At 33.4% G+C, this 14093-nt stretch carries 16 protein-coding genes; 6 read left to right on the top strand and 10 right to left on the bottom strand.

Translation table 11 applies throughout. From position 1 onward, the window contains the following. Positions 1-201 precede the first annotated feature (201 nt). Both FH508_RS11040 and FH508_RS11035 read left to right on the top strand, forming a co-directional pair. Positions 202-984, top strand: a complete 783-nt coding sequence (locus FH508_RS11040) for an ABC transporter ATP-binding protein (RefSeq protein ID WP_172771376.1) — start codon at positions 202-204, stop codon at positions 982-984. A 2-nt stretch (positions 985-986) separates the two neighbouring features. Next, a complete protein-coding gene (locus FH508_RS11035; protein WP_172771375.1) occupies positions 987-2609 on the top strand; it encodes a hypothetical protein in 1623 nt (540 codons plus the stop codon). Between the two features lie 125 nt (positions 2610-2734). Here the strand turns inward: FH508_RS11035 and FH508_RS11030 are convergent, their stop codons facing one another. The 9 genes from FH508_RS11030 to FH508_RS10990 form a co-directional block, all read right to left on the bottom strand. Continuing rightward, entirely contained in the window at positions 2735-3202 is a 468-nt protein-coding gene (locus tag FH508_RS11030; protein ID WP_172771374.1) for a GNAT family N-acetyltransferase, read from the bottom strand. A 202-nt stretch (positions 3203-3404) separates the two neighbouring features. Beyond that, a complete protein-coding gene (locus FH508_RS11025; protein WP_172771373.1) occupies positions 3405-3830 on the bottom strand; it encodes an acyl-CoA thioesterase in 426 nt (141 codons plus the stop codon). A 163-nt stretch (positions 3831-3993) separates the two neighbouring features. Then, positions 3994-4452 (bottom strand): hypothetical protein, encoded by a 459-nt coding sequence (locus FH508_RS11020; RefSeq protein WP_172771372.1) that lies wholly within the window; start codon positions 4450-4452, stop codon positions 3994-3996. 543 nt (positions 4453-4995) lie between these two features. Beyond that, positions 4996-5541, bottom strand: coding sequence for a hypothetical protein (locus FH508_RS11015; protein ID WP_172771371.1), 546 nt, complete (start codon positions 5539-5541; stop codon positions 4996-4998). A 490-nt stretch (positions 5542-6031) separates the two neighbouring features. Continuing rightward, positions 6032-6466 (bottom strand): GNAT family N-acetyltransferase, encoded by a 435-nt coding sequence (locus FH508_RS11010; RefSeq protein WP_172771370.1) that lies wholly within the window; start codon positions 6464-6466, stop codon positions 6032-6034. A gap of 200 nt (positions 6467-6666) precedes the next feature. Then, the gene (locus FH508_RS11005) at positions 6667-7578 is read right to left on the bottom strand and encodes a D-alanine--D-alanine ligase (RefSeq protein WP_172771369.1); all 912 of its coding nucleotides are present in this window, start codon (positions 7576-7578) and stop codon (positions 6667-6669) included. Positions 7579-7582: 4 nt separating this feature from the next. Beyond that, the gene (locus FH508_RS11000; RefSeq protein WP_172771368.1) at positions 7583-9031 is read right to left on the bottom strand and encodes a MocR-like pyridoxine biosynthesis transcription factor PdxR; all 1449 of its coding nucleotides are present in this window, start codon (positions 9029-9031) and stop codon (positions 7583-7585) included. Between the two features lie 410 nt (positions 9032-9441). Further along, positions 9442-9666 carry a hypothetical protein gene (locus tag FH508_RS10995; RefSeq protein WP_228134486.1) on the bottom strand — a complete coding sequence of 75 codons (225 nt, stop codon included), beginning with the start codon at positions 9664-9666 and terminating at the stop codon, positions 9442-9444. A 357-nt stretch (positions 9667-10023) separates the two neighbouring features. Further along, the gene (locus FH508_RS10990; protein WP_172771367.1) at positions 10024-10437 is read right to left on the bottom strand and encodes a WapI family immunity protein; all 414 of its coding nucleotides are present in this window, start codon (positions 10435-10437) and stop codon (positions 10024-10026) included. 365 nt (positions 10438-10802) lie between these two features. Between FH508_RS10990 and FH508_RS10985 the strand changes: the two genes are divergently transcribed. Then, entirely contained in the window at positions 10803-11705 is a 903-nt protein-coding gene (locus FH508_RS10985) for an alpha/beta hydrolase family protein (RefSeq protein ID WP_172771366.1), read from the top strand. A gap of 319 nt (positions 11706-12024) precedes the next feature. Here the strand turns inward: FH508_RS10985 and FH508_RS10980 are convergent, their stop codons facing one another. Then, positions 12025-12267: a hypothetical protein gene (locus FH508_RS10980; RefSeq protein WP_172771365.1), complete on the bottom strand. Its 243-nt coding sequence runs from the start codon at positions 12265-12267 to the stop codon at positions 12025-12027. A gap of 380 nt (positions 12268-12647) precedes the next feature. Between FH508_RS10980 and FH508_RS10975 the strand changes: the two genes are divergently transcribed. The 3 genes from FH508_RS10975 (at position 12648) to FH508_RS10965 (ending at position 14070) form a co-directional block, all read left to right on the top strand. Then, entirely contained in the window at positions 12648-13190 is a 543-nt protein-coding gene (locus FH508_RS10975) for a hypothetical protein (RefSeq protein WP_228134485.1), read from the top strand. A gap of 17 nt (positions 13191-13207) precedes the next feature. Next, complete coding sequence (locus FH508_RS10970) at positions 13208-13399, top strand: hypothetical protein (protein ID WP_172771363.1); 192 nt, start codon at positions 13208-13210, stop codon at positions 13397-13399. Positions 13400-13776: 377 nt separating this feature from the next. Next, positions 13777-14070, top strand: coding sequence for an ArsR/SmtB family transcription factor (locus FH508_RS10965; protein WP_217270104.1), 294 nt, complete (start codon positions 13777-13779; stop codon positions 14068-14070). Positions 14071-14093 lie beyond the last annotated feature (23 nt).

Genomic DNA, 14093 nt, shown 5'->3' with positions numbered 1-14093 from the left:
TCAGCTTAATAAATGCTATACGAAACATTCTACATTTAAGATCATATTCCTTTAAAAAAGGCCAAACTAATAATTACCTCTTCTTTAGAATAATATTGTAATTAATAACAAATTGTTTAAATGATGTATAATAAAGATGGAACCTATTTAGCCTATAGTTACTGTGGTATGGTTAATTTTCCAACGGGAAGGAGCTATAACATGAAGCAACAAGAAATTTTAACGATTACGAATTTGACAAAGAGTTATGGTAGTAAGGAAATATTAAAAGGAATCGACTTACGTGTTTCAAGAGGAGAAATTATTGGTTATATTGGTCCAAACGGTGCTGGTAAAAGTACTACTGTTAAAATTATTTTAGGAATCGAAGGCGAATATGCTGGAGAAATTAAGCTATTTGGAGAAGATATAAGGCAAAATAATATTGAATATAAACGTAAAGTTGGTTATGTACCAGAAATAGCCGATGTTTATGATAATTTAACTGGTTATGAATATTTGACGTTTATCGGCCAGCTTTATGGATTAAATTTTGATTTCGCTGCCGCAAAATCAAAAACGCTAATGGAATTGTTTGGTGTTGGTGAAGCCTATCATGCTAGAATATCCTCTTATTCAAAAGGCATGAGACAGAAGCTATTAATTATCGCTAGCCTTATACATAATCCCGATTTACTGTTCTTGGATGAACCTATTAATGGCTTGGATGCGAATAGTGTCATGATCTTTAAGGAGATTTTAACGCAACTAGCAGGCCAAGGTAAAACAATATTTTATTCCTCTCATATCATGGATGTTGTCGAAAAAATTAGTAGTCGCATCATTTTATTGAATGATGGCAAAATCGCTGCAGACGGAACATTTGCCCAACTACAAACCGCTAATACAGCAGGAACTTTAGAAGGGATTTTTAATCAGCTTACAGGTTTCCATAATCATAAGGAAATTGGTGAACAATTCGTATCGGTAGTTCAGGAGGTGTAGATATGAAAGATTTCAAAATCCTGCAACTGCTTGATAAATTGCATTTTATTTTTCGTAAAATGGGTATTGATTATCAGATGATGAGGCAAATCCTCCATATTAAATTAACAATGGATGAACGAAAAGTACCAACTATTTTCAACCAAAACAAAAAAGATCAGAAAAATAGTTACATCAAGTCTTTATGGATTTATGCACTATACGGTCTTGTGTTAATTCCATTTATCGTCTTTGGCCAAAACTATCATTTTCAGATGAGCATTGCTTTTGGCATGATTATTTTTATTATTATGACAACATTAATTTCAGACTTTTCTTCTGTATTGCTGGATGTACGTGATCGAAGCATCCTCTCAACGAAGCCTATCACCGCTAAAACAGTGAACGCCGCCAAATGTATGCATATACTCATCTATTTAACGTATTTAACAATTGCCTTAACAGCGATTCCGCTTGTAGTCGGCCTATTTACACAAGGAATAGTATTCTTTCTATTAACTGTGCTAGAACTTATTTTCATTAATATTTTCATTGTCGTTTTAACATCGATTTTATATATTGTAATTTTAAGATTTTTTGATGGAGAAAAACTAAAGGATATCATCAATTATGTACAAATCGGTTTATCGTTAGTATTAATGATTGGATATCAAGTGCTAATTAGATCCTTTGAATTTGTCGATTTTAATATTGTCGTAACGTTTAATTGGTGGAGTATTTTCATCATTCCGATGTGGTTTGCTGCACCGTATGAGCTAATTCTTAATGGGAATCACTCATTATTTACTATTGTAGGCACAATTTTCTCTGTCATTATACCACTCATATCAATATGGCTGTATATAAAGCTAATCCCAACATTTGAACGGAATCTACAAAAGTTATTAGGAACAAGCAAAGCAAAAAAAGAAAAGAAAAGTCGCCTAAAAGATTATTTATTAACAATCATTTGCCGAACAATGGAGGAAAGAGCCTTTTATCGCTTCGCCTCCCTTATGATGAAACAAGAGCGAGAATTTAAATTGAAGGTCTACCCATCTTTAGGCTTTTCTTTCGTCATTCCTTTTATTTTTATATTTAATGTAATTCGTTCAGAAGATGCTGATTTTTCTGTCAGTATAAGTTATTTAAATATTTATTTTAGTATGCTAATTATCCCGTCAGCTGTGATTATGCTAGGCCATTCAGCAAAATTTAAAGCAGCGTGGATATATAAAGTCTTCCCAATTAAAGACTATACAGACTTACAAAAAGGTAGTCTAAAAGCTTTTCTACTAAAGTTATATATTCCATTGTATATTGTCCTCAGCATAGTATTTTGCTTTATTTATGGTTTGCGAATCATTCCAGATTTAATGACTGTTTTAGTAGCAAGCTGCTTATATACAATAATTTGTTATGTAGGCTTTGGAAGCAAGATTCCTTTTACGAAGCCCATTGATGAAATCGGTGATGGTCAGAGCTGGAAATCCCTAGTATTATTTATTCCATTAGCTATACTAGCGGGGCTACACTATTTCATGGCTACACGCATACACTATGGCACAATTATTTATTTAATTTTACTTCTTATCACGAATTATCTTTCTTGGAAGCTTATATTTAAACGCTCAAAGTATCAGTAAAGAGTACTTCCAATACGCAATATTGTATTCCTAAATAATAAAACCCCCTTGCATGTTTCCACTAATGCAAGCGGGTATTTTAAATGTAGTAGTATCCTTTTAAAATAGTCCTTTGTTATGCTACTTTACAACTCATAACTCATTACGATTAATTCCCCTTTTATCCCCATCACTCTTTCACCTTTATCGATATAACCACACTTCTTGTAAAGTCCTTGTGCAGCTTCATTCTTTACATTTACTGCTAATACAATTTCATTTATTCCACTAAAGTGCTCTTTCACAAATTCAGGTAATAGCATTAAAGCCTTTTTGGCATAACCTTTCCCTTGATAACGATTATCTGTTGAAAAAGCTCTTATTAAAATCGCATTTTCATTATTAGAATATGGCTTTACACCCTCATTTCGATGTAAGACAAAGAAAACAACAAGCTTTCCTTCATCAATTGCTAAAATTGAATGACGATTGGCATCCGCTTTCGCAAGTTCAAGACATTTCTGTGGTGTTCCCGTAAATTTAAGTTGTTCTTCAGTTAATTGATACTGTTCAATTAATTGCATAAAGTTGTCTTCAAATATGTATAATTGCATAGTTTCTCCCCCTCATCTAGAACGTTTGTTCTAATTGTATCAATGTTATAGGTAACATTCAAGATAATTATGGTACAGAAACCAATTTCCTGTGCCATCTATTTAGAAGAAATTAGTTTTGCAACTAACAAAAGACAGCACCAGTTGTTCTGATACTGCCTTTTGTAAATGATATTTTTATTAAATGTTTATACGTACGCTTCTATTTCGTTTCAACAGCAATTTCTTTATATTTCGCATCCCAAGCGGGGTCAATTTTACTTAAAGAAACTGGGCGTAATGTTTCTTTGTGCGCTAGAATATGTACGGATTGTGCTGTAGCAGCAATCGTGCCATCTTCATGTAAAATTTCATAACCATATGTTGTACGTAGTCGATCATGCTTTTCTACCCAAGTACGAACAGTTGCTACTTGGCCATAGTGCATCGCTGCCTTATAAGAAATCGATAAATCCATTACTGGCGATACATAACCGTCTTTTTCTAATGCTGCGTACTCAAATCCTACATCGCTCACTAACTGTGTACGTCCAATCTCCATCCAAATGATGTAGTTTGCGTGGTAGACAACGCCCATTTGGTCCGTCTCCGCATATCGAATCTCAATCTGTTTTTCACTCACAAACATTTTCTTCACCTCGTCCTACATTATAGCGTAAAAATATTGACTTGGCGGGGTTTAGGCTTGGGAGATTTCGATAGGTCGTAAAATGAAGGTTAAAAAATTTTGAAATTAACTTAAAATATCAATAAATACTCTTCGCCATCTAAACACATATATGTTACTTGCTTTACTTCTGATGTAATGATGTACCACAGTATTCACAATGGTTTTCTTTCGGGTTTAATGCTGCAGCGCAATTTGGACAATTTAAAGCTTTAACCATCTCTACATTGCTCCCATTCAAAATGTCCAACTCCATAGTGAGACCCGCCATATGCTTTACTTGTGTACAAGTATCTGCATTTAGTTTTTGTTGACGAGCCTTTGAACCTGGAAATTCACTTTCCCTTTCAAATCTCTCAGCTGCTGTTTCTCCTTGATCAATAGTTTTGTTATACTTCATAGACTTTTTCCATAAGTAAATTCCTAAGTATATAAGTATACTAATAAATATTAGTAAAATAAATATCAGTACTATGAAGTAATTAGTATGATTGACAGCTATAACTCCAGCCATAGTAAAAGTAAATGCCCAAAACCATAAAAATAGTGATACAAGACGCAAGAAAAATTTCACTATTATCACTATTATCCCTCCTCATACACAAATATACAGAATTTAGAGGGATTTAACTATATTAATTTTGCATAATGTGTATATCGTTTTCTCTTCCCCTTGCCATTACCACTTCGTTTAGCCTCCTTTTCAACCTTCATCAGCAGCAAGTTTAATTTGCACAGCAGCTATAACGAATGCTTTTTCGTATTTGGGTAATGTATCAAATTCTGACAGCCACTTATGAAGTTTGTGAAAGCAATAATACGGCTGTTTGATGCAGTTTTCAAAGCAAAAAAAAACCCTCGAATCGCTCAGGGGTCTTTCATTCGTCTATTATTCTACTGTGGTAAAATTGTCGAGTTAGCTCACTTATAGCAACCGTGGTAGAGCTACACCACGTTATTATTGTAATCAAATTGTGTTCGTGCATTTCCGTGCACGTTTAGTAAGTTTGACTGATCAAAATGGAAAGTGGACGAAGTTCACATGATAACCACTCCTTTCAAATTACAAAACCAATCTATAAATGTAAAAAGCCACACCTATTAGATGTGACTCACAATAATACACTTATGCTAATCTTAAAATAACAATAGACGCGCTGATAACCTGAGCGCCAGGAATTGTTACATTTAATAAAGCTGTTGGGTTTGGATCAATATTTCTCAAAGTAAGAACGTCCGATGCATTTAAAGTAGTGATTACTTGACCATTTTGCGGATTGAAACCACCATTGCCTCCGTAATTGGAACCCGCTATTTGGTTGTCGCCATTGAATAGGGAAAATGCAAAAGGGCCACCAGTAACGAACACTTCATAGGTAATAAGATAAATCCCTGTTTGATTTATAATGATAGGTGCTGTTTCAGGTACATGAGTTACAAATCCTTCAGGTATAATATTGCCATTTGTATTGAAAGTAACCTCACCATTATTCGGAATACCCGGTTGAGCAGTTGTATCATAAATATAAGCAAACCCTGGAAGACCTGTACCTACAGGTTGTTGAGGTACCTGTACTCCTTCTCGGTTATTTTTGTTAGTGCAACTTTCTTCACAATCGTCATGAATTCTGCTAACTCTTTTTTCAGTTCTATCAAATTTGTCAAAACTCATTTTTTTCACTCTCCTTGTTTTATTACATTATTCAATGAGGTGACAAATGTAGACACTTATACTAAATATATACGTACGTTTTAATGGATATATTGATTTAAAAAAGATCACTAAATTAAGTGATCTTTTGAACAAGGAAATGAATTAATTTTTAACATATTATACTTAACAAAACATATGAGCTAGAGCATTGCCTATTCTCTTAAAAAATATGGGCCGGCCATGTATGTCTTGCCTCGAACAAGTTTATGAGGCACAGGTCGGTCGTCGGTCTGTCTTTCCCTAATATTTAGGTTTTTATAAATACTAAAGAAGAAAAACCTTACCGCCACCGAACCTACCTCCGAGTTTACAGTACACATTTTCAATCACAAACTATCGTACATGTTTTACATTTGTTCTTTTTGTTACATCTGTTTCATTTGTTACTTTTGTTCCAAAATCGCGCCCGATTGTTGAAGTTTTAAAACTGTTGAAGATTCCATAGATATTATTCAGATTGAGACAACATTTTAACGAAATATTTTGGGGCTTCCGTAAACCCTTGTCTTATATAAAATCTATGAGCATCAGTTCTTCTTGAATGACAATGTACTTCAACTCTATCGCAATTTCTTTTTAGAGCTAAATCATTACAATACTCTTCAAGCTTACGCCCTATCCCCCTACTTCTTATGTTTTTATCAACTGCAAAATAACTAATTCTTGCAAAATCACCTTTTACAGCTAATTGCGGCATAAAATGAACGGAAATGAAAGCAATAATATTCTTATCCTCTTCAAACACTAGTAATTCCTCATTTGGTTCCGTAAGAAGTATTTCAATTTTCTCTTTAAGAAAATGTTCTGTATCTGGGTAATCCAACTGTGTTAATAACAATGAAATCTGTTTGTAATCCTCGACTTTTGCTGTTCTAAGCCCCATTTATTTCACTCTCCCATCTTTATTTATGACTGTTTATTTCAACTAAACTTCTTCGGATTTAAGAGTAACGCTTCGGAATTTAGATTGAGATCCATAACGATCCGCTTCTACTACCGCTATTATTTTGGAGGAATTAGGTATTACTTTTTGAAATGCACACATGTTATGCAAAATATTCACAGGACTAACTTTAGCACATTCTAAATACCATTTCTCCTCACTTTAAGTGAATATTCAATGATTAAGTCAAGTAGCTTATGATAAGGAATATTTGCTCCCTGAGCACTTTTTGGCAGTAAACTATTTTTCGTCATCCCCGGTAATGTATTAACTTCCATCACATAAGGGATACCATCTTGAATCATCATGTCGATTCGGGCGTAAACACTACATTTCAATGAATTATAGCAAGTCATAGCAGCTAAAGAAACACGCGCCTGTGTTTCGGGAGGAAGCTGAATCACCTCTTCAATCGTAGCCACATCATTATATTTGGAGGTATAATCAAAAAACTCTCCCTGATGACGAATCGAAATTACCGGTAAAAGCTTTCCATCCAAAATGGAACAAGTGATTTCTTCACCCATAATTAGCTTTTCAATTATCACTTCGGAATCCCATTTGAATACTTCTGCAATAGCAGGCTTTAGTGTTTCTTTATCATAAACAATTTTTACTCCCACACTTGAACCGCCTGAATTAGGTTTCACAACTAGCGGGAAATCCATTTTGTCTAGTTCATCCATTTTCAGTTCTTCCATGTTCGTAAGGTGAATCCAATCCGGTGTTTGCACGCCTTCAAAGCGGATAATTTTTTTTGAGATATTCTTATCTATGCATAAGCTACTGGACAGAATGCTACTCCCTGTATAAGGAACTCCCATGGTTTCAAGCGTACCTTGAATAGTGCCATCCTCACCGAATTTGCCATGCAGAGCCAGTAGTGCAATGTCAAGATCGTTTACCTTTTCCACTAATTCTTCTTTGTTCTCTATGTGAATCGGTACAATTTCATATTTATTTTTATCTAAATGTGCGATCATTTCTTCACCTGTCATAATCGAAACTTGTTTCTCGGAAGAAACCCCTCCCATAATTACGCCAACTCTCATTTTTCTAGCCTCCATAATTATTTTTTAACGTATCCCCTATAATTTTTATCCCCTGAATAATCTCTCTTTCATTCAGCCTAGAAAATCCTAATCGTAAAGTATGTTTTCCACTGCTGTCCGTGTGAAAAACATTACCAGGTAAGAAAACAACGCCCCTTTGATAACATTTTTCTAAAAGTTTTTCTGAATCAATATGGTCTTCTAGTTCTATAAAAATATGAAGCCCTCCGTCACCAGTTATTCGTTTGAAAGGAATACATTGCTTACAATAATAAACGGTTAATTCATACTTTTTCTTATAGACTGATTTAGCCTTTTTTATATACTTCTCAAAGTATCCATCAATCAAATATTGATATAACACAGCTTGGTCTAATGTAGACGTATGAATTGTTCGAGCTCTTTTCAAACTTTCTAAGTAATTAATCAAATCTTTATCTGCCAATATCCAGCCAACCCGCAAACCAGGAAAAAGAATTTTAGAAAAGCTGCTAATATAAATAACATTATTACCTTGGCCAGCGAAGGCTGCCAATGATGCGAGATGTGAACCTGAATAACGTAATTCTTCATTAAATCCATTTTCAATGATAGGAAGCTGGTATATAGAAAACAAATCCATAATTTCTTTCCTTTTTTTTGAAGACGTTACGATTCCAGTAGGATTATGATAAGACGGAATTAAGTACGCAAAATCATATTCATTTTTTGATAGGAGTGTTTCCAGCTGACTAATATTGACACCATCATTATCCATTTCAATTCCATCAATTTCGAAGCCATGTAATCGAAAGAGCTTAAGAGCAGAGTCATTGGTTGGATTTTCACAAATAACACGGCCGCTCTTTTTATTTAAAGAGGATAAAATGAGATCCAGACCTTCCGTGAATCCATTGGTAATTAAAATATCTTTATTTCGAGTGTCAACTCCTTTAATTTCCATATAGCGAAGTAAGTATTCGATAAGTGGTTTATAGCCCTTTGCATATCCATAGTTAAGAACGATGTCTCCTTCAATAGACATCCGATTTAAAAAAGCTCGTTTAAAATTTTCTATATCAAATAGCTTTTCATCGGGTGCGATACTATTGAATGAAATAATTTCCTTATTCCAGCGTACACCATGTTTTTTAAAGTCCAATTCATCCGCCAAAAAGGTTTGCTCGTTAACTTTTTCAGTCCAATTTAACTGGATGGATGGGGATTTAATTATCTCCACATGACTGACAAAGTTTCCCTTTCCCTTTACCGCATAGATAAGCCCTTCTTGTTCCAGATCCGCATAAGCTGTTAGAACGGTGTTTCGGCTAATGGATAATAAAGAACAGAGTTCACGAGTGGACGGAAGCTTTTGGTGCTCAAGTAAATGCCCGTTGGTTATCATTCTTTTTAAATATTCCTTAAGTTGTATATATACAGGACGACCTTCCGTAATCTTAAAATCGTTAAACAATCCATTCATCTCCTTGCTAACATTTTTACATTCCTGCACTGATTTCAAAAGGTCCACACATTATGTATTTTTACTGTCTTGTGGTAGTTGTGTGGAACTATCATGTTTTTAAATATGCATTTGTTCATTTTATTTTAATACAATATATCGAAGCTTGAAATTTAAAGTAATTGTTATTACAGTGCATCAAGTGAAATTGGAAAAACTTTAATATGCCATCAAGTAAATAATGCTAAAATTTGCAGAATTCTCACTAAACAATCTGACCTTCTTCATGAAGAAAGACCCTTTTCTTATCCAAGGAAAGCGCGCGTTTGTTGAATAAGATATTTTTTGATTTCTCCTTTTTGTTCAACAATTAAAATATCTCCTCGTTCTTTGGTGGAAAAAATCTTTATACCAACAGGAAGTTAATTCGACATCTCATTTTTAAAATCTGTTTTAGCATCATTTTTTGTTTTTATTTCACCGATTTGAACATCTTTTGTTAAAGTCAATTCTTCAACCCAAGCAATATTAGTTTTGTAGATCACTCCATCATACTGGAAAATGTCCGCATTAGAATCTAATGTTAAAACTTCTTCGGCATCAATACTATCAATTGATACTATTGTAGTTCCCCTTGAATATTGCATCTTGTAAGCATGAATAAAGACGCTTTCCTTATTACAGAAAAGCGCCCGATTGTTGAAGAATGTTTTTGGACTAAAGCACTCCGTTAGTACAATAAGAGGGCTAGTCAGATTTATGCGGATCTACAACGATAAGACTTCAATTTTATACACGATTTTATTCATCAAAGAAGATGGTGCAACATTACTTCAAATACTTCAAAACCTTTGCTATTACTGACTTTTATCAAAAGTGCATAAAACAACGCTTAAACAATATTCATAAGAAGAGCCCCGAACGTTGATTTAACAACATTAGTGGCCTTAAAGTTCGTCTCCATACTTTTGTTTGGAATATTTTGAATGGTAGTGAATGAAATACTACCCTTTAGATTGTAGTTCAATGTATGGTTTAACAATCTTTTTCATATCCAACAATGTTGCAGGCAAATGACTCTGGTCTATCATAAATTCAAATTCTAGTTTATTTTCTCGACTAGGAAACTCTTGGAATTTTCCCTCTAGACTAATTTGTCCAAATGAATTAAATTGAAGCGTGAACTGCAACGTGTTATCCAAATTCGAAAATATAATATTTCCTTTTAACGTTTTATAAGCTTCTTGTAGTTGTGTGTATAACGTAATAAGTTCATCGATCGTAATCCAAATCTCTGCATTCATTACATAGTAATTCCCACTTTGAATGGACACTGTTCCTTGATTTTGCCAATCTGTTATATCTTCTAAATTAATTTCAATAAAGCCTTGATTTTCACCAAGTTTAATTTTATTCAAAAATCATCACCTCATAACTAAAATACTACCATAAAAGCTACGAAAGCTTAGTTTTGTTACCTAACTTGCGTTTGGGAACGTTATTTTAAAATCCACGAGCATTAACGAGATTGAGTAACCTGTACTGTTCATCTCATTTGTTTTACTCAATAACCAAAAGGACATAAACCAATTTACTTCCCTAGTTTGTTCGGAAAGGAACCTCAACAATATCCGCTAATATTTTTTAGATATTTATATTGATTAACAACACGAAATAATAGATAATTACAATCGTACTAATAATTGAAAGTTGAGGGTAAGTTATGCTTAAAAAATTAAGTTTTACAGTTTTACTTTCTGCTATCCTACTAGTTACATTTACTTTGGGAACAAGTAAAGCACAAGCAGGTTATGCAGATAACCCTAGTAAGTTATACTATGATTTAGCGGACCAAGTTTACAATGTCGGAAAGAAAACAAATGCTGAAATCCAACATGCAATCAATCTAGAACATGGTGCAAATAAATTTAAAGTAATTGATTCAGTAGACATTAATTCTAATCCAAATCATCCGATGGGTGCACCTAGTTACAATTTAGACCGAACTGGCTTTAAAGCACTGGCTGTTGTTATAAACCCAGATAATCCGAACGCTAGTAAAAAAATATTCATTGCCTTTGCAGGTTCAGAAGATGGATCCGATTATGCAACAGCAGCATCGTCATTATTGAATGGTAGTGTTCCAGGACAATTACATCAAGCACACCTTTATTTAAACTACATATATGATAAATTTGGTTATAAAGATTATCAATGGTATTTCACAGGACATTCTTTAGGTGGATGGCTAGCAGCAAAGTCATTTTTAGATGTTCGTGCTGGAATAACGATAGTTTCTAACGCAAAATTTACACATTATGGTCCTATCAAAAAGAAAACAATTAGCGGAGTATATACTTTCAATGCTTTATCAGTAGCTAAGACACAGATGACTGATACACAATGGACTGCAAATAAAAACGGGACATATGATTCGGATGTAAAAAACCTATACATTGAAAATGAATGGTTAAATTCCATATATGATATGCATAGTGACAAAATAGCATATATTGGGGTTAAAGGCGGTGTAGATAAGTCTATTCCTCATTACAGTACTTTTGGCTATTTACAATTCGGACTATTACGAGATATTGTGGCATATCGAAATTATTCAGACTCATTTTATCCAAATATCAATAAGTATCATAAATTAACTTATCTTAATGGTTCTGTATTTCATTAAAATGCCAATATAGAAAATGAATTTGAAAATCTGCCCGAATGTCATTATGATATTCGGGCATTCCTAATTCTGAATATCTCATCTTACCCTCCCCTCCCTCTTTCCTAACAACTAACACCACTATTAATAGGACTCAGTTTCTTATCGTAGAACGATTATTTCGACATATAGCTTTCTTAATTGAATCACTTTTCATAAATATATTTAATCGCCGATGTAAGTATCCATCGTAAATTCACATTCTTTTAAGCAAAAGAAAAAGCATCCTCCTAAGAGAATGCTTTTTTGAGATTGTATTTCCAGAACTATCCTTTAGATTTTATTGAAAATTAAATGTCCATGTCATTGTCCCAGTAACACCATTACTACCAGTATAGTCAAAAGTGATATTAACTGGACCTGAACCAACTTTTTTCACATCTAAATACACATGTCCCGAAGGATTAGGTCCAATAATTGTTGCAGTTGCTATACTTGTGTTATTACTTCTAGGGTTGCTATAAGTAGCAACTGTACCGTTTTGGCCTGGTATCGCTACGGTCAAGTTTACATTTGTAGACATAGCAAAATTCCCAGGTATCGTTCCTCCATCATTGTATGGTGCCGAAATACTTACATTTGGTACGCTATTCTCGTCTTATACCTTCTATATTTCTCAGTTTTATAGCGAGCCTTCACCGTACAGGCGACTTTCATCGCATATGGCGATCCGTCAGCAAAGAATTCTAAACTTATTTCCCCGTCAAACATAGTAATTTTATTTCTAAATTAAATCAATAGAATTTAGAGAAGGTAAAGAAATCTTAACCTTCCTCTATTAGTATTTTTCTTTTGCAATCGAAATCATAATTTTTGTTACAATTTTGTGTTTTTTATTTTATATTTTATATTTTTTATTTAAAATAATAGAAGAATCAGAATATTAAAGGAGGCGTTTTACAAATGAGAAAATTATTTTTTATGTTGGCTTGTTTGGTTCTTTTATTCTTTTTCACGGGAAATATAGCTTTTAATGCTTCAACTGTAGTTGCAGCTGAACAGAGTGATGATTTTGCCATTACCATTTTAAATGAAAGTACGATGCATTTAGAATTATTAAATGATGAGACAACAATTGAAAACGATGAAGTTGGAAATATAATTGTTAAAAAAGGTGGATATTCAGAGGTATTGCCAACTCAAGCAATAGATAGTAATGGGCATGATGTTAATTTAATTTATAAATCAGTTGATAATGGACTGATTATAGAATTACATAACGGTGAACAACCGACTCAAACGACTACTTTAGCTCGTTCTAAATGGAAATGTGCATTAGGTGTTCTTGGTGGTTATTATCTTGGTGCAATAACTGGTTTAGGGGTTGGTATTGGTGCTGGAACTGTATTACCTGGTATTGGAAATGCGGTTGGTGCTGTCGGAGGAGCTATTATAGGTGCTGCGGGTGGAGCTATGTCAGGTGCATCATCCTCTTGTTTTGATTAGCGTATAGGAGGAATTGTATGTTTGATATAGATAAAGTTTTTTGTTGGCCGATGATATTTGCTTATTATGTTTGCATGATTTTGTGGATTCTATTACTTTTAGCATTAGAAACAAATTTACTTTGGGTTTTTTTGAATCCACTAAATTTCGGATTAATTTTTAACATAGTGTTTGGAATTACTTATCAGATTAAAGCTAAAAAAGAATAAAATGAGTAATTTTCATAAAACATTTATATATAATTAGCTCATTTATCTGCTTATAAAATATATGTTTTTAAGAGGATGAACAGGTTGTCACTAAAATATCTCGAGGGTGCTTTTCTCGGGGTATTTTTTTGTGGTTAAATTCAACTTTCCTGAGTGTTTATGTGAAAATCATCTCTTGAAAGAACAATTATTTTTAGCATTTTTTTCTTCTAAAGGGCATTCGTCTCGATTTACTTTCTCAATATTGCAGAGGTTATCGCATTAATATATTGTTGTATTCAATAACATGGTTCAATAACTTAAACTATTCAACTAACATCGGAGGTATTTAATTGATAAATAAAAAAGACCAACTAAACACTATTAAAGAAGATTTTATGAATTGTCAAAAAGTACTATTGGCTATCGGTGATGAAACACGTCAATCGATTTTGTTAGTTTTAATGGAAACAGATTGTCAAACAGGATTGCGTGTAGGTGAAATTACGGAACAAACACACCTTTCTAGACCTGCAGTGTCACATCACCTTAAAATTTTACGAGATGCAGGAATTATTTTAATGCGAAAAGAAGGTACAAAAAACTTTTATTATATTGATATTCGGACAAAATTAAGCCTATTAAAAACACTTATTGTGGATATTGAAACATTGTTAAAGCAATACGATTGAAAATAGCTTATTAATACAATTAT

It is taken from the genome of Lysinibacillus sp. CD3-6, from assembly GCF_006351725.2.
Taxonomy (GTDB): domain Bacteria; phylum Bacillota; class Bacilli; order Bacillales_A; family Planococcaceae; genus Lysinibacillus.
The sequence above is the reverse complement of the archived record's forward strand: the minus strand, read 5'-3'. Positions and strand labels throughout refer to the sequence as shown.